This window comes from Aporhodopirellula rubra (assembly GCF_014192335.1).
Classification (GTDB): Bacteria; Planctomycetota; Planctomycetia; order Pirellulales; family Pirellulaceae; genus Rhodopirellula; species Rhodopirellula rubra.
Genome location: NZ_JACHXU010000025.1, coordinates 1 through 17,346, shown reverse-complemented (window position 1 = coordinate 17,346; position 17,346 = coordinate 1). Strand labels below are relative to the sequence as shown.

At 57.7% G+C, this 17,346-nt stretch carries 12 protein-coding genes; 5 read left to right on the top strand and 7 right to left on the bottom strand.

Annotated elements, in window-relative coordinates; all coding sequences use genetic code 11:
- Positions 1 to 129: 129 nt before the first annotated feature.
- The gene (locus FHS27_RS25130; RefSeq protein WP_184308247.1) at positions 130 to 2,493 is read right to left on the bottom strand and encodes a protein kinase domain-containing protein; all 2,364 of its coding nucleotides are present in this window, start codon (positions 2,491 to 2,493) and stop codon (positions 130 to 132) included.
- Between the two features lie 186 nt (positions 2,494 to 2,679).
- On the opposite strand from FHS27_RS25130, the gene FHS27_RS25125 reads away from it, so the two are divergent.
- Together FHS27_RS25125 and FHS27_RS25120 are read left to right on the top strand one after the other, a co-directional pair.
- Positions 2,680 to 3,405, top strand: a complete 726-nt coding sequence (locus FHS27_RS25125; RefSeq protein WP_009098738.1) for a hypothetical protein — start codon at positions 2,680 to 2,682, stop codon at positions 3,403 to 3,405.
- Between the two features lie 65 nt (positions 3,406 to 3,470).
- Positions 3,471 to 4,859, top strand: coding sequence for an HD domain-containing protein (locus tag FHS27_RS25120; RefSeq protein ID WP_184308412.1), 1,389 nt, complete (start codon positions 3,471 to 3,473; stop codon positions 4,857 to 4,859).
- 55 nt (positions 4,860 to 4,914) lie between these two features.
- Here the strand turns inward: FHS27_RS25120 and FHS27_RS25115 are convergent, their stop codons facing one another.
- The 3 genes from FHS27_RS25115 to FHS27_RS25105 are packed head-to-tail and all read right to left on the bottom strand — an operon-like array spanning position 4,915 to position 7,868.
- Positions 4,915 to 5,997 carry a DNA polymerase III subunit gene (locus FHS27_RS25115; RefSeq protein WP_246420895.1) on the bottom strand — a complete coding sequence of 361 codons (1,083 nt, stop codon included), beginning with the start codon at positions 5,995 to 5,997 and terminating at the stop codon, positions 4,915 to 4,917.
- 18 nt (positions 5,998 to 6,015) lie between these two features.
- The gene (gene rpiB / locus FHS27_RS25110) at positions 6,016 to 6,531 is read right to left on the bottom strand and encodes a ribose 5-phosphate isomerase B (protein ID WP_390854559.1); all 516 of its coding nucleotides are present in this window, start codon (positions 6,529 to 6,531) and stop codon (positions 6,016 to 6,018) included.
- 8 nt (positions 6,532 to 6,539) lie between these two features.
- Complete coding sequence (locus FHS27_RS25105) at positions 6,540 to 7,868, bottom strand: arsenate reductase/protein-tyrosine-phosphatase family protein (protein ID WP_184308245.1); 1,329 nt, start codon at positions 7,866 to 7,868, stop codon at positions 6,540 to 6,542.
- Between the two features lie 95 nt (positions 7,869 to 7,963).
- Here FHS27_RS25105 and FHS27_RS25100 point away from each other — a divergent pair, with 95 nt between their 5' ends.
- Positions 7,964 to 8,968 carry an NHL repeat-containing protein gene (locus tag FHS27_RS25100; protein WP_246420893.1) on the top strand — a complete coding sequence of 335 codons (1,005 nt, stop codon included), beginning with the start codon at positions 7,964 to 7,966 and terminating at the stop codon, positions 8,966 to 8,968.
- A gap of 99 nt (positions 8,969 to 9,067) precedes the next feature.
- Here the strand turns inward: FHS27_RS25100 and FHS27_RS25095 are convergent, their stop codons facing one another.
- Positions 9,068 to 10,120 carry a DUF502 domain-containing protein gene (locus FHS27_RS25095; RefSeq protein ID WP_184308243.1) on the bottom strand — a complete coding sequence of 351 codons (1,053 nt, stop codon included), beginning with the start codon at positions 10,118 to 10,120 and terminating at the stop codon, positions 9,068 to 9,070.
- A 192-nt stretch (positions 10,121 to 10,312) separates the two neighbouring features.
- Complete coding sequence (locus FHS27_RS25090) at positions 10,313 to 11,425, bottom strand: ComF family protein (RefSeq protein ID WP_184308241.1); 1,113 nt, start codon at positions 11,423 to 11,425, stop codon at positions 10,313 to 10,315.
- A 308-nt stretch (positions 11,426 to 11,733) separates the two neighbouring features.
- Between FHS27_RS25090 and FHS27_RS25085 the strand changes: the two genes are divergently transcribed.
- A complete protein-coding gene (locus FHS27_RS25085) occupies positions 11,734 to 12,114 on the top strand; it encodes a hypothetical protein (protein WP_184308239.1) in 381 nt (126 codons plus the stop codon).
- Between the two features lie 378 nt (positions 12,115 to 12,492).
- Entirely contained in the window at positions 12,493 to 13,158 is a 666-nt protein-coding gene (locus tag FHS27_RS25080; RefSeq protein WP_246420889.1) for an RNA polymerase sigma factor, read from the top strand.
- A 165-nt stretch (positions 13,159 to 13,323) separates the two neighbouring features.
- Here FHS27_RS25080 and FHS27_RS25075 read toward each other — a convergent pair whose 3' ends face one another.
- Complete coding sequence (locus tag FHS27_RS25075) at positions 13,324 to 17,268, bottom strand: tandem-95 repeat protein (protein WP_246420887.1); 3,945 nt, start codon at positions 17,266 to 17,268, stop codon at positions 13,324 to 13,326.
- Between the last annotated feature and the right edge of the window lie 78 nt (positions 17,269 to 17,346).

The following is a 17,346-nucleotide window of genomic DNA, read 5'->3' as shown; positions in this document are numbered from 1 at the left end:
CACACAGTATCGATCGTCTACGTCGGAGTGCATGTCAACGCATCTCCGCAAAAGATGCCGCCCAACCTCAGGGGAATGCAATCTGGTGGATTCAGCGTTTGTGAACGGGCAACTCTCAATTTGAATGAGTTAGGCAACCGTCATGGTTTCGACATCGTTGGGCGTCTTTTCACTTTCTTCACCGCCGAGTTGACCGCCGGTTGTGTCATCGTCACCGATACGTCGCACCACCCACCACAACACAAACGTGACCAGCAGGATCGAGGCGATCGCGGCGAGCCCTTCGCGAAACAGCGAACTGCGGAGTTGTCCAACGGGACCGAGCACCTCGGACAAACGGTATTGAACGAGCACGAGCAGGTCCGTGGATCGTTTCGGTTTGCGATTCCCTTCCACCTCGTTTTGCTCGTCCGACAAAGGGGACAACGCCATTTCGTCATCGTCTTCTTGAGCGACCGCAGATTGGCTCGGGGCGTCGGGTAAAGTGACTGGCTGCATCGCAGCGATCCACTGCCCGGCGTACGATTGCCCACACGCAGCCGAGGCCATCGGATCTCGGTAATCGACATCGCCACCTTCGAGCAATTCCTCGATGAGTTCGGGTGCCACCTGATAACGTTCTTCTGACAACGTGACACCCTGACGTTGCTGTTCATCCATCAACGGGTGCTGCAAAACAGTGCCACGCAATTGGCCCTTGCGAGCTTCGACCAAGACTGCCACTTGGCTTCCCGACCGTCCGTTGGGTGCCGCACCGTTTTCACGCAGCAATTCAAAGTCGCCGAGATTGATCGTCGCCACGAACACCGCATCCACTTTGCCCGGCGCCGTCTCGGGATTCAATCGTACGGGAGTGCTGATCGCGATCTTCCATAACCCCGTCGCGGTACTCTGGAACGCGGATGACAAATGCGTCTTCTGCAACGGCGAAACACTCGAGATGGTCAGCTCACCGGGCGAGTAATCTCGTTCCCCGTTGAAATACGCACGGTAGGCGTAGTTCCGACCGGCACTATTTTGTTCCCGCGCGACAGGCCTTCCGTAGGCGATTGAAAAAATCGTTCCCGAAGAGTCGACGACAAACAGCGAGGCGAGTCGTTGGCGATGAGTCGACAACCCTTGTTCGGAGGTGTAGATCCGTAATCGCCGCTCGAGGTAGGCGTTGAGCTTTTCGCGTACGGGCGAATCAAGAATCGCTTCACGAGCGTCCGTTTTTTCAAGAGCCGCTTCCGGTGTTTCCGAAGACGCGATCTCTTCCAACGACGATTCCATGACCGGGTCGCTCAACGTTTCCCGCAACAGCTTTTCGAAGCCATCGCGTCTGGCTTCGCTTTCGGTCAACTGGAAGTATCGTTCGATCTCCGTCTCGAGTGTTTGCGCGGCAAACCGTGCGGCGAGTTGATTACTGCCGAACGCTTCGGTGCGAAGGGCCGTGGTGGCGGCTTCGGTGGCGCGGTTGATACTGCGAATGGCGAAAACACATGTCGCCAAGAGCAACAAAATCGGGCCAACAATTCCCAACAACATTAATGGGCGACGACGTTGTTTGTCTTCACGCTGTTGCAGGTCGCCGAGCACCTGTTGCATGTTGGCGTAACGTTTTTTTGGATCGACCTGCAACGACTTTTCGAGGATCCGGCGCAGCGGTCGGTCGATACCACGACGCGACAGCGAATCGACTGCGGAGGGCGCCGCGGCGATGGCTTCGCGATAACGGGCCAGTCGTCCTGGCAAGGATCCTGCTGTATCGAGTTGCGAGAGCAGCGATTGATCGCGATGCGGTGCATTACCGGCAAGCATCCGGTACAACAACGCGCCGGCGGCATACACGTCCCACCGACTGTCGGGTGTGGAGTTCAGATCAGCTTGTTCGGGTGCCATGTAAAACAGCGTTCCCATCGCGGGCGTCTGATCGTGCGACATCCGACTCTGCCCGAAGTCGGCCAACCTCGGTTCGTTGTCGGCGGCGAGCAGGATGTTGGCTGGCTTAACGTCGCAGTGCAAAACGCCTTTTCCGTGACAATGATTCAGCCCGACGCAGATCTTTTGAAACAGCTCGACCGCTTCGCTGACCGGTAGACGGCCGCGTTGCAGCAGCATCTCTTCGAGCGAACCGCCTTCGACGAGTTCCATCACGTAATACGGCGGGTCGGCATCCCAACCGACCTCGAGCACCTGCACGACGTGTCGGTTTGCGGACAACTGAACGAGGTTCTTTACCTCACGCGACAGCAGCGACCAATTCACGCCGCTGCGATGCAGATAGAACTTCACCGCGACACCGCGGCCGGTATTGAGATCGCGACCGATCCAAACTTGGCCGAACGCACCGGCCCCCAGAAATCGCTCAACCCGGACGCCCGGAACGTCGGCAGGAGGCATCGTCGCCTGCATTGACAACCGACGAGCCGCCGCTTGGCCGATCGCACCCTGGTCCTCGGTGCGATCCGGCTCAGGTTTTTGGGGGGAATTCGGCGGGGAGGATTCAGTCACCCTGTTGTCACCCTGGGGTAGACGGGGAATTGCGGAGGCTCTGATGATATCATTGGATGATGATAGGCGATGACGCAAGCCCGGCGACGAACAGGATTCGTTGAGTTAAACTGCTGGGACACCCGAGGGTCGAACCGACCACTCGCCTGCCCATCTCTTTTCATCTCTTCCGCCCTGCGAGTCGCGATGTCGATTCAAGTCACCTGCCCGCATTGCTACAAACGGTTTCAAGTCAGCGATAAGTTCGCGGGCAAATCGGGGCCATGCCCGGCGTGCAAAAAAACAATCAAGGTTCCTGAACTCAGTGAACAGGTCGTCGTCCATGCTCCCGTCGACGATTCACCCAAGGATTCGCAGGGCCGCAGCGTCCTAAAACCGATCACCGCAAAAGACCCCGAGTTGACCAACCGGATGTTGTTCATCGCGGTCGGTTGCGTCGTCGGGCTGTTCGCCATTGCACTCGGTTTTCGTTTCACCGGCGGCACACCGCTTTGGGCACAAATTCTCGGCGTGATTTTATTGGCGCCTCCGTTGACCAGAATCGGATACAGTTTTGTCCACGATCGGGAATTGGCACCGTACACCGGCATTGAACTTCGCAACCGCGTGCTGATTTGTTCGGCTCTGTTTGCGGCAACGTGGATCATTTACGCGTTCGTCCCCGCGTATGTGTTCGAACTGGATTCACCGATTGAAATGTCATGGACGATTGCGGGAATCACGTTTTGCGTGATGGTGGTTCTCGGGGCATTCGCGTCGGTCGCGTGTTTCGAGCTCGAATTCCCTAACGGCTTGACGCACGCTGGGTTCTACTTCGCCGTCGTGATCATTTTGGCGTTGGTGGCGGGCGTCACGTTGGCCGGTGCCGAACCACCGGACCGGTTTGCGATGCTGACGAGCCTGATCCGGTGAGCAGTACTCTCCCGGAAATCACCGCCCTTCGACGAGGGGCATCGCGCGTTCGCATCCCGCCGTCAATGGATGTGCCGATGACGCAGCGCGTCCGCCGAATCGTGGACACCTCGCCGATTCGCCACTTGGCGGCAATCAGTCAGCTCGGTCTGGTGTCGCTCGTTTATCCGGGGGCAACACACAGCCGTCTGGAACATTCACTCGGCGTCTACGCCAACGGGCTACGGTTACTCGATCACCTCGCGTCGTTGGATCGCCCGATGAACGAGGTCGCCCAAGAAGCGTTCCTCGTTGCGGCGTTGGTGCACGATGCGGGACATTGGCCGTTCTGCCACCCGATCGAAGACATGGGTGACTTCTCGCGACGTGAAACGGACTCGCCAGGCGGGTCACCGATCAAGCATGAGGATCGCGTTGATTCGATCTTGCGTCACTCGGAAATTGCCAGTTGCCTCGACGACGATTGGACCTGTAACGCCGACGACGTGATGTCGATTTTGCGACCAAAGTCGATGAAACAACGCACCGGTTGCCAGCTCTCTCAATCGGACGTGTCGTTTTACGCGAGTTGCTTGAGTGGCCCGATCGACATCGACAAACTCGATTATCTACAACGCGACAGCCTTCACGCGGGCGTTCCCTACGGCAGGAATTTTGACGCCGAACGAATCGTATCGTCTCTTTGTGTTCACCCCCGCGAACCCAAACTCGCGATCGGTGAGAAGGGACGAACTGCGGCCGAAATGATGGTGTTCGGACGTTACGTCATGTTCAGCGAAGTGTATTGGCATCACACGGTTCGCGCCGCGACCGCGATGTTGCAGCGGACACTGTTTTCACTGCGACACGAAATCAATGCAAATTCAAACCCCGCCACGCTAGACACCTCAACGTGGTCAAACCTATCGGAAGCCGAATGGATCGAACGGCTCCGAGAATCAGCGAAGCGTTCGTTCGATGTAAACGCCGCATCACTGTCGTCTAACGCGTGTGCCCAACTCGCCGAAGGTCTGTTCGGCTCGACACGCGGGTTGTTTAAGCGGGCCGCTGAATTCAATGTCGAATCGGGCAAAGAAGTCCACTCGATGCTCGCACGGCGTCCGTACTGGTGGTTGGTAGCCTGTTCGCGGCAATTAGCTCAATCGATCAGCCGCGTGATCGGACGCGATGTCGACCCGGCGCTCGTGCTGATCGACGCACCTCCAGTTAAGCTCGAAGTCGATATCAACATTGATGTCGTCGGCAGGAACGGCGACGTGATGGCGCTCGGCGATGTCTCACCGGTTGCCTCGGTGCTCGCAAACCGCCAATTCGACAATCACGTCAAACGGGTTCGTGTGTTTGTCCCCGAAGACGTGCGAAACGAACTGCGTCGCCGCAATGAGAACTCCCATGCATCGATGCAGGATTGGTTAATCGAAGCGGTCAATGCGATGGAAGATGAGATCGCCTAACCTCGTCCGAGCTCGGTCGCGTTATCGCGTTATCGCGTTGATCGCTCGAAACGCGTTAGCCGATCGCTCCGCGGTCACCGGTTGTCGCGAGAGTGAGATCCGCGGCGTAACAATCGATGAGGGTGCTCAGGTTCGCACTCCGGTCGATCTCGCGAAAAACGCGAAGGGTCCGGTCGAGACGTTGAGCACAATCGTTGTCGAATTGTCCTTGGCGAGCCGCCAATCGCAACTTGCTCCGGTAATGCTGCACCGCGATCGAACACAGATCTCGCAGCGCCGCTCTTCGCAGCGGAGCCTCTTTCTTACTGATCTCGTTGAGATGATCGTTGATGCAGCGGGCGACGATGACCGGATCGGGAACCGGTGTGTCGAGTTGAGCGAGCAGCTTGCCACGAATCTCACCGCTCTGCCCACTGGCCAAACGGGTCGCCACTTGCATATCTCCGGCTGCCAATTCGATCGCCTCGTCGAGCGTCTCGTCACTGAAGGTGCGAGGCGTTTGTCCTTCCTCGGTCAATCGCTCCAAATGGCCACGCAATAACTCGCGACCCTCGGCCCCGACCGGGCTGTTGAAACGCATCGTCTGGCATCGTGATCGGATTGTCGGCAATTGTCGCTGCTCGCTGGTTCCGATCAGGATGATGACCGCGTCGGACGGGGGTTCTTCGAGCGTTTTCAGAAGACAGTTCGCGCCTTCTTCGTTGAGGAAATCGGCATCGTGCAAGATCGCGACTTTGCGTTCACCTTGCATCGGTCGCAAATGCACGTCGTGGCAGAACCCTTGTTGCAATCGGGCTTCCACGGGACCAATCAACGCCTCGAGTGGGATGAGGGTACGGTCCGTCGGTTTGGCAACCTGGATCAAATCCGGATGAGTGGCCGCGCGGACCTGAGCACAGTCAGGACACTGGCCACACGGGTTCATGTCCGACGATGAGTTGCGTCGGCAGAGCACCGTCTGTGCGAGCAACAACGCGGCGGATGTCTTGCCGACGCCGGGCGGTCCGACAAACAGCAAACTGCCGCCGAGCCGCCGTTTTCCGATGGCGGTCGAAACGGCGGCGCGGATCCGTTCGTGTCCGATCAACTCGTCCCAGGACCGGGGGAACGCGTGAGATTCAATGCGAGGAGATGCCAAGACGGTCGATGCCCCAGCTCAGGACGCACGAGAGGAAACGGATGCATCGGGCGCTGGCGTGCAGTTCGCCGAACGGTCCCCCGACGTGTTTACGGTCGATTCGAGGGTCGAAATTTTGTCGACTCGGGTCCCGTGTCGACCGGCTTCGAATTCGGTTCGCAGCCACATCAGCACGAGATCATCGATCGGACGCTCCCCGATCAAGTCGCCGGGAAGACACAAAACATTGACGTCATTATGCCGCCGAGAAATCTCGACCATGACCTCGTCGTAGCACAGCGCGGCCCGGACACCTGGAAATTTGTTGGCGACGATTGACATACCGATCCCGGTGCCACAGATCAAAATCCCGCGATCGAGATCGCCCTCGGAAATCCGCCCGGCCACTTTCATCGCGTAATCTGGGTAGTCGACCGGTTCCGCCGAATCGGTTCCCTCGTCGGAGACCTCGAAACCTGCCGATGTCAATGTTTGCAGCAATCTCGCCTTGATATGCACCCCGCGGTGATCGCTTGCTATCCCAACTCTCAAAATAATCCTCCTCAGGAATTGCTCGTTTCGTCCATGCTGTCGGGCCCATTATGGCCCTCGAGAGATTCAGTGTCAGATGTTTTTGGGAAAAAATCGTCATCTAATGCGTCGAGCCACTTCTCCAACTCGTCGCGAATCTGGTCCGCACACTGCTCGTAGACGTCCACGGGCATGCCGACAGGGTCACTGACATCCCCCCCGTCACGACGAAGGGTGAAAATTCGGTCTTTTCGGTTCGGCCACGCCGCCAGGATCGCGTCTCGGTGCCTTCGGGTGAGCGTCAGCACGAGATCTGCCATCGACATCAGGGGATCGTCGAGCGGTTGGCTGCAGTGCCCCGTCAGGTCCAATCCTCGCCGCCCCATCACCTCGACCGACTGCGGGCTCGCCCCACTGCCTCGTTGGGCGGCCACACCAGCGGACAGCACCCGAGCGACGTCTTCGCGGCCAAACCGGCGGTGCAGAAGGTCGCGCAAGAGAGTTTCCGCCATCGGGCTTCGGCACGTATTGCCGGTACACACGATCACGATCACTGGTTTGACAAACTGGTTCATGGCGGCTCGCTGGATTACCCCTTCGCGAAGGATATGCCAAGAATTTCCTGACACTCGAACAATCGTACCTGCCCCACCATAGCGACTGACACCGTCGTCGAGCAGGACCGGTAACGGATTGTCACCCATCACTGTCGCAAGATGAGTGTCCAGTTGCTCCGCAGTGGAAATCGCGTCCCCCCCCGGAGTCGAAAATTCTCCCCACACCAACGGTGCCGATAAATATCGATGGATGTGGCTGAGCAGCCGGTGATTGGAGACCCGAAACGCGATGTCGGTCATGGAATCCGGTTGCGGCTCCGCCTCGAGATCGCCGTCCTGCTCCCCGTCCAGCCCGTTTCCGGCAAACCGCTGCAGAATCGCCAAGACGGATCGCGGCAACATACCCACCGCCGAAATTCCGCCGTCACAGGGCGAAATCAGCGTCAGCGGGCCCGGGAAGCAGCGTTCGCTCAGCCGACGTGCCAGTTTCGTCCGCGGAACGAGATAATCCCCCGCCGCGTCACTGCTGCGTAGACAAAGTGCGACCTGCCCAGGCGTGATCACGCCCTTTCCGCTGCCGCTCGAATCGGCCGTTTTTTCAGACTTTTGCTCTTTTCCTGCATACTTATTGGCGGCGTCAACCATCGCCGCAACACGCTCCACCGCTTCGGGACACAACGCACTCGCGACTACCCCATAGACCGTTTCGCTCGGCAACCCGATCACGTCACCTTCGACGAGTGCCTGGACGCTGCGGTGGACGATATCTCGGGGGTCGTCGGTTTGCTGCAGGTCGTAGATCATTCGCGGGTTTGGCAGGAGGCAAAAATGCGGACAGCTCATTTTTGAAATGAACTTTTTCGGTTCGGCTCGGTCGGTAGGAGCCGGTCGGTTATCCTATGTCGATGAGTAAAGCCGATCCAGTACGCGAAGAATGTCCCGACCGCCGAAAGTGCTTGGCGATGCTGGCTGCGGCCGTATCGGCTCCGTTGGTGATGTCAGCGAGTGGTTGCGTCGCGACGGGCGGCCCCAGCCCTGTCGACCACGTGTGGGGACGTCGAGGGCTCAGCGACGGACGTTTTCTCAAACCACGCGCGATCACGATCGATCCCGACGACCAGTTGTACATCGTGGACACGACCGGCCGTATCCAAGTTTTCGATGTCGATGGCACCCATCTTCGAACATGGAAAGTTCCCGACACCGCCAACGGGCGTCCGACAGGACTGTCGTTCGATAGCCGCCCCGAGAATCCAACGACGCCACGGTTACTCGTTGCCGACACGCATTACTACCGAATGCTGGTGTTCGATCCCGATGGCGAATTAAAAACCGATCAACAGATCGGCGGCAAGAGCGGATCGGCTGATGGCGAATTTGCGTTCGTCACCGATGCCGTTTGCGATGCCGAAGGCAATGTGTACGTCGGCGAGTACGGCGCGTCCGATCGAATCCAGAAGTTCTCCCCTGACGGGCAATTCGTTGCCTCATGGGGTGGAACCGGCGAAGCCCCCGGCCGATTCCTTCGTCCACAAAGTCTCGTCGTTGATGGCCAGACATTATGGATCGCCGACGCGTGCAACCATCGCATCGTCCGATACGACCTCGCTCACCAAACGCCGCAAATGATCGGGCAATGGGGAACCGAGGGCACGGCGCCGGGACAACTGCATTACCCGTATGACCTCGCCGTCGATCGTGACGGCTCCATCGTGGTGTGCGAATACGGCAACCAACGTCTCCAACGTTTTACCGAAGACGGAGTGTGCCTCGGCATTTGGGGATCACCCGGCCACGAACCGGGGCAGTTGTATCAACCTTGGGGAATCGTGATCGATTCGTCCGGTCGAGTGCATGTCCTCGACAGCAACAATCACCGAGTGCAACGGGTCACCGCGATCTAGCTTGCGGCGATCGAACGAGTCACGCCAATCGAGCCTCGCTCAAACAAACAAAGATCAAACCAACCACTCGGCGTCCAACGTTTCGATCAAACGAGCGGTTTATTGAGGTTGGCGTGTGGCCATGCCGGCGTTCACGCTGGCTCCGTTGACGACGGGTTTGCCTGCCAATTCTTTGGTGGGTACATCAACGCGTTGTTGAGGCGGAACAACCACCCCGCAACTGACCACGAACTGAATCGCTTCATCAATCGTCAGGTCCAAATCGATCGCTTCGCTACGCCGGACCGTGACCGTGAACCCGGTCATCGGCATCGGACTGGTCGGCATCAGAACGCTGAGCATCGGTTCGCCCGCGGCTTCCGAAATTTCTCGCATGCTGTTTCCGGTCACAAACCCGAGCGACCAAATGCCTTCGCGTGGATACTGAATCGCGACGACACGGTTGAACTCAATTTGCCGATCATCGAATGCGAAATCGGTAATCTGTTTAACACTGCCGTAAACCTTATTGACAATCGGGATACGCAGAATCGTCGCGTCGAAGGTGCTTAAGAACCATCGTCCGATCCCACCGGCAAACAAACGTCCGAGGAAGTACAACAACGACAAAAATACAATCAAGAAGACCGGCACCACGACCGAACGCGGCATGTATCTCAATTGCACATAGCGGTCCCAATACGCCGCCGCCGAATTAGGTGCGACCGCGCCGAGGCCGAACTCACCGATCTCGTTATCGACTTCTTGAACGACGTAGCCCGGCAGGAATCGGCGGCCCGTCGGGTCAGGAACGTAGTACAGACCTTGATAGGTGAAGCCACGACCCTTGTTATTGTTGGCGTCCTTGAATTCCGGCAACGGGTCCCGCAGTGCTCCCTGAGGAACGGTCTCACGGATATCCGCGAGGCTCCACACGAGTGTTTGGCGGATGCCCGACTCGACCGGAGCCAACACGTAGTTTTCGATCGCGTTCCATGCCCAAATCAACACCACAATCGTCAACAGCGGTGGCAGGACGACGCCGAGTCCACGAAGCACCGCACGCCGAGCGCCGCCCATCGCCGTTGGCGGCGCGGCAACCAGCAGCGCCTCTTCCGATGCCTCGGTAGAGTGCGATTCGCCGTTTGTGGGCGGGTCGTGAGGTTTCGTCATGGAGTCAGCCGGGAGGGGGTGGCTCGGTGGTGAATAGAATTCGCGGTCAAATCGGGGTGGAGAAGAGATCCGGGATCAAACGGTCCGGACCACCCCACTATTTGGCCATCTGGAAAACTGTAGCACGTGAATACGGATGTAAAAGCGATAACGCCGACAAAGTCGGCACGGTTAGCTCGAATTTCCGCTTTTTTAGTTTTCACGCAAGGCCATTGCCACGACGGCAAGTGAGACTTTGCTCGCTCCCGCGTCCAGCAACACCCCTGCGATCTCATCCGCCGTGGCTCCCGTGGTCATCACGTCATCGACCAGAATGACCTCGCGACCCGATATTTTTTTGTCCGATCCCCTGCAGACACGAAAGGCGCCGCTGACATTGGCCCGTCGCCCATCATCGTCAAGCAACGCCTGTTTGGAGATTTGCCGGCACGTCCGCAGTAGGGACACGTAGGGCAGCCCCAGATGCAGGGCAGTGTACTGCGAAAGCAACCGCGTTCCGCTGCCCCCCCGACGGACCTGGCGAATCCAGGGGCTCGGCACGCTCGTGATCATTGGACCGTCGCCTGCCTGATTCAGCCGATTCCCGTCACGCAGCGGATTAATCCCCGAGAGCGACCAGCCGCGACGACTCTTTCCACCCGAAAGCACCGCCTCCTGTTCGGCAACCAAATCAGTCCAACGTTCGAGACAACGAACCGCCAACCGGATCGCCAATTCGCGGGCAACCACGGAATTATGGGGATATTTCGCCGCCACGACCGCATCCCGCGCGGCATCGTGATAACGGTACAACGGCGTGATTCGGTTGAATCGGTGCGGCGTCTTCCTCGCATGACACCGGGCACAGGGTAAAACGTCATCTCCACGTCCCCCCTCACCCCACATTGCGAAATTCTCATCAAGGCTCGACTCCGCTCCCGAGCCAACCGAACCGGCTCGCGGCGTGCGGGCGCCTCGGGGCCATCCACACTCCTCACATGCCGTTCGCATCATCGGCGAGGATTGAATCAATGACGTTTCGCAGGTTCGGCAGAACGTCTCATATTGTCGTTGAGGAAAACGGCGGCGTTGCGATGATTCGCCAGCGACCTCTCCGCCGATCGCAGGAGTCGGCTCGGTCGCGTCTCCGCACAGCACGCACACCGGCGGGAAAACCAACGGAGCGACCGATTCCCAGGAATGCGAAAGAAAATTCGACGTCGTCGTGCTCCTGCTGATCAAACCTGCCTCCTTCCAATCTCGCTCAATCTTTGACGCCCATTTTGGCTTGAGCGGGTTCGCTTCGTCCGCCGGAAAACTCCTCACCGCCCCAAATATCCGCACCATAACCGTGCTGATCCCTCAATCGCGTGCGAACCGAGCCAAACTCGTCAAACACCGCGTTTTCATTGGTTTTAGCGTGATTAGGCCGCACGGGACGAAAACATATTTGAGAATTTTACAAGTTTTCCTGGTAGCCGCGCGAACCTTCTGCTGAAATAGTCTTCTAATTCAACATCTCACCGACGGCCCTTTTTAGGGGGTGGCTTGGCAAACGATGCAAAGCCGCGTGAGGTAAATTTCCAATTTGTGCTCCAAAACCGCACCATCCGAAATGGTGCCGGGAGGATCCGATGCGAACTCTGATTTCCAAACTGAATGTCATTCGTGCGACCCGCGTCAGCGGCATCTTGTGCAATGGTTTCGACGGAATGGTGACACGCGTCGCAGTCCTTACCGAGAGACTCGCGGACGCGGTCTGGCGGGCCTATATGGTCCATCATTCCGAACGCCCCGAGCTGTTTAGGAAGCCTCTGTATGCCAGTGTCGGCAGTACCGCTGCCGCCATAGGACGCGAGAAACATTCAGCGTTCTCGCGTGGGACGGACCTAACGTGTCCGTCACAGTCGCGATGTTGGGGACATCCCCAATCGATGGAATTCAAAGGTCATTCGGTGACATCCACCGCGAAACCGGCGAATTCAGCAGGCACGGGTTTCAACCCGGCAGGCTAACGCCTGACCAACCGAACCCGCGCTCTTTGACTCGATCGATTTCATCGGCCCGAACATGATCGACGCTGCCTCCTCGCAGCCTCTCTTGATCGTTCCAACCGCTGATTCCGCGTCGGTCAACCAAGACGAAATTCGCACAGCCCGCTAGGCCCGTCAGCCTATCCGGCGCCCCCAAATCGCTACCTTCAGGCCCAGTGACTGTTAACCAGTCGCTTCACCCACGAAGGCAGATTGAGGGCACCGATAGCGAGACATCCCTAGCAAGCATGTGAAGATTTTCGCCTGAGTCGATCGCGATTCCTGAAACGAATCTTTGAAAAATCTCACTGGCAGTTTGAAAAATTGGAACGCCCCGCCGCCTCTGGGGAGGAACCCATCATGACGATTACCCTCGATACGAAATCACAAACCTCCATCTTGCCGATTAACACCGTCGTGGACGATGCTCCATTGACGGTCGCTCAACTCGTTGTCAAAGCGCAAGCGGGCGACCGCGATGCGTTCGGTGAACTGTTCGAACGATACCGGCCTGCCATCGTCGCATTGGCAATGCAACGGGTCCGAAACGCTCACGAAGCCGAAGAACTCGCTCAAGACGTTTTCATCCAAGCGATGCAGAAGGTCGATCAGTTGCGAGTCCCGGAAGCATTCGGCGGATGGTTGCGACAAATCGTTCACCGCATGGCCATCAACCGCGTGACACGTGGTCGGTTGTCGGTGGCGTGCGATCCAGAAACTCTGGAAGCCACCTGCGCCGATGACGCATCGCCACAAACGGCGGCCGAAGCCCAAGAACGTGACGACGCCGTTCGGGTCGGTTTGACTCGCCTCGGTGACATGGATCAACAAACTTTGCGGGCGTTCTACCTGCAAGGACAATCGTTGATCGAAATGAGTGATCGATTCGACGCTCCCGTCGGAACGATCAAACGACGGTTGCACACCGCACGAAAACGACTCGCCGAAACCATGCGGTCGGACTTCCCGACGACGGTACCGATGCACCTTCCCGTTCGGGAGGTCGCGGTTTGCCAAGCCGTTTAGTACCGATCGTTCGGAAGAAGCGTGTCCCATCGGGCGTCCCCGTTCGTTCACCGTAAACACAAAAAAACACCCCCTCGGTTTTTACAAAGCCGAGGGGGTGTTGTCGTTGATGGCCGCCTACGTGAATCGCTTCTACGTATCCGGCAGCCTCACCAGGTCGTGATCTTAAAACAGATCGGCGATCGCGGCATCCAAGTTCGCTTCGAGTGATCCGTCGCCATCCGAATCCGATCCGCCACCGGCGGCATCGATCGCAATCAAGTCGAGCAGATCGCTCTCGCCATCAAACTCGGATCCACCGACAACCTTCGATCCGCCCGACTCAACGGACGATACCGTTGCGGCGACGCCCGTCGTGGCTGCCACCGCGTCATCCGCTCCCAACGCTTGCGGTGCGATCGGCTCACTGCCGGCCAGACCTGCGTCCTGAGCATTCAAGGCGTTGATCACCCGTAGTGCGTCGACCTCCGTCACGAAGCCGTCATCGTTGACGTCGTAGTAACTGTCGTCGCCTGCGGGAATCGCCGAGATCGGGATACCGCCTGAGGTGCCACCGAGCCCGCTGTTCAACAGGTTGATGATCATCAGAGCGTCGAGTGCGGTTACGAATCCATTGCGATTCACGTCCGTCGGCTCGCTCGGGTTCGTACGCTCATTACTCGTCGTGTTGAACTGAACAACGACATCACCGCTCTTCACTCCGTTAACGTCTTCGACCTCGATCGTTACGGTGTCTTCGCCAGTGTGACCGGGGTTCGGCGTGTATACCAATTGCCCGGCCGCGTTGATGACCGCAACACCGTTTTGGCCATTGATCTTGATCACCGTCTTGGCGAGATCGAGCCCATCGACCGAAACGAACAAGTTATCGAGGTCAACAACCGCCGTTCCCGTACCGCTCGCGTTGTTAAACGTACCGGTTCGAATCGGATCGACCGTCGGTGTGGGTCGGGTAACGATGTGAACGGTCGCCGGAGCACTCGGTTGGCCCGAGACGATTCCGCCGGCATCATTGAGCGTGTACTCAAAGCTGTCTTGGCGGTTGCCTTCGGTCAAGAAGTTTGCGCCCGGCAGGTAGGTCACTTCGCCCGTCACAGCGTCTTGTCGAAGTTCACCGTACTGCGGCTGGATCGTTACCGTGAACGTCAACGGTTGGATCGTTTCGCCTTCATCGATATCGAAATCGTTATCGAAGATGGAGTTACCTGGGATCGTCACGGACTTGGCAATCGGTGCACCCGAGGCGTTTTCTTCGTAAGTGAAACCGATCACGTCGTCGCCCAAGATCGGAGCATCGTTCGCACCGGAAATCGTCAAACGGACGGTTGCAAAATTACTCAACTCGCCCTCCGAATCACTGACCTGATATTGGAACGAATCGACGACCGAGGTTCCCGGACGCAGTTTCTGAATCTCGGATGCTCCGAGCGGATTGTAGGTGATCAAACCGCCCGTCGAATTGATGTTGACCGTGGCTCCGAGTTCCGTGATCAACGTTCCCGTTTGCACCAACGTCAAACTATCACCGACGTCGATGTCGGTATCATTGCCGAGCAGATCATTCACCGTGAACGTAAGGAGGTTGTCTTCCGTCGTCGTGAAATTATTGTCGTTCGCAATCGGCGCGTCGTTGACCGGAGTGATGCTGATCGTCAGCAGGACTTCCGGTGACGTCAACGCAGGCAATCCATCGCTGGTCAACAACTGACCGTCATTTGGATCCGCGTCATCGGTCAGGGAGACTCCCAACACGGTACTACCGTTGGCGTCTTCCTTGAACTGGAATGTGATTTCACCGGTCGCATCGATTGTCGGCAGAACCTCGAACAAGTCCTCGTCACCGGCGGGGACGTTCACGATAAAGCGAGACGTCTGCCCGGTGTCTCCCGCCGAAACGTTGTCGGCCCAATTCTCGATGTAAAGCGGGTCGCCTTCGACCACCGTGATCGGATTATCCCCAACGACATCAAAGGACGGCACATCGTTTGAGGAATCAATGGTGATCGTCAAGATCGTGCTCGCCACGCCGACGTTCGGTGCGTCATTGGCACCATCATCGGTGACGGTCACTTCAAACGTTGCCACGCCCGCCGCACCCGGCAGTACATCGAAGACGAGTGTGTTGCCTTCCAATCGAACAACCGAGTCGAGATCACCATCGGTGAACTGGAACAGATCGCGATAACGATCATCGGTCGCAACCGGTCGAATCGTAATCGAATCGAACGACTGTGCCGGGATCGCTCCCAAACCATCGATCTCGTCGTTGGCGCGTCCGGCACCCGACGAATCTCCGGCAGGTCCAACCGTCACACCTGCAAACCAATCGTCGATACGAACGGCCCCGATGTCCTCAGGCAACCCAACCATCAGGTCGAGCGAACCGAGGTCAGGTGCGTCGTTGACCGGAGTCACGTTGATCAACCAAGTCCCCGGAACATTCGGAGAATCCGGAGTCGCGGTATCGCTGATTTGATAAACCACCGTATCCACGCCCGCGAAATTCAGGGCTGGCGTGTACGTGAACGTCGAACCGGTACGCGTGATCGTACCACCGCCGGTCGTCGTCAACGCGGGTCCACCAACGGTAGGCAGTCCCGAGAAGATGACGAGTCCTTGGGTCGACTCGTCGATCGCGCCACTGCCCGCCGGTGCGGTTGGTCCACCTTGGAATTCCGCCAACAACTCCGATTCGGTGATGGTGGTCGAACCTTCCTCGGCGATCGTATCGGACACGATTCCATCTTCACCCGCTTTGACTTCAGGCGGGTCGTTCACCGGAGTGATCGAGATCGTAAACGGAACCAATGCCGAGGTATTAATGTCGCCACGTCCGGTCGGATCATTCGCACCATTGTCCATCGCAAAGATGTTAAAGACAAAGTTGCCGGAAATCTCGGCGCCGGCTGCGAATGTCAAACGTCCGAGAGCATCGACCGAAGGCGGTGTGGTGAACACGCCTGGATAGTCGACGGCAGGGTCCGGAGTAATGTGGTAAGTCACCGTTTGTCCATTGACGGGATCCGTCTCGTCGGTGGCCGTTGCAGGTCCCGCGGCGCGGTTCGCAATGAGATTAAACGTCACACCCGCCGGTGCTCCCTCCGTCACCGTGACGGTCACGTTGCCACTACCGTCCACTCGAGCCGGATCAATTGTGAACTGAGGAGCATCATTGACCGGATTGAGAACCAACCGAACTCGTCCCATTGAGCTCAACGGATTGCTCTGAAGTACTCCGGACTCAAAACTGGTCGACCCCAGAGTATACGTTTGCCCGTCGTCTTGGACCGTATACAAGAACAAGTCGTTGCCGACGGTATTGATATTCTGATGCGATCGCGGGGTATAGTCGAGATACTCACGACCGTCGACACCCGGTTCAACACCACGCACGAGCGTTCCACCCTGCGTGGTCGTCGCGGGGAAGTTGGTCAGTTGCAGAGACTGAGCGATCGCGGTCGTGGTCGGATTGCCAACGACATTTTGTCCGCCATTGATTTCATCACTCGGTCCGCTCACGAACAGATCCAACAATCCAGGACGTTCCGTGCTGCTGTCTCGCTCGAGATAGATTCGATACGTTCCACCACCATTGATCTGATTGTCTTCCGTCATCGTGATGACCAAAGTCCCGTCCGATTCAACACGGTAACGATCATCCACACTCGCGGAATTATCAACCGGCGTTGGAACAAACTGTGGATTCAAACGCGGTGCGTCGTTAACCGGTTGCACGTGCACGGTCGTTGTGACCTGCACAAACTTGGATACAAACCCGGCTTCGCCTGAGAGCGAGTAATCCAACACATTAAACACGAGCGTTGCGGTACCAACTGCATCGACCGAAGTCGTCAGCAGCAGCGTTCCGGCCTCGGTAACCGCGGGAGCGGTTTCGAACAGTCCGGCTGGAATATTTGACAAACCCGCCTGCAGTTCAAAACGCACACCTTGCGTGGCCAGCTCATCCAATGCCGTCGATTCGCTCGGCAAAATGTCGCTCGCCCAATTGGTGATACTCCGTACCGCGAGGTCATCTCGTTCAAGGATGAACACACTATCATTAAAATCAAACCGCGGAGCATCGTTGACCGAACGGGTCGTCAACGTCATCTGTTTCGGTTCCGAACGGTTGTTCGTGCTCGTGTAATCGATCGAGCCAGTCGCGTCAGGATCAGGGATTTCTGAACC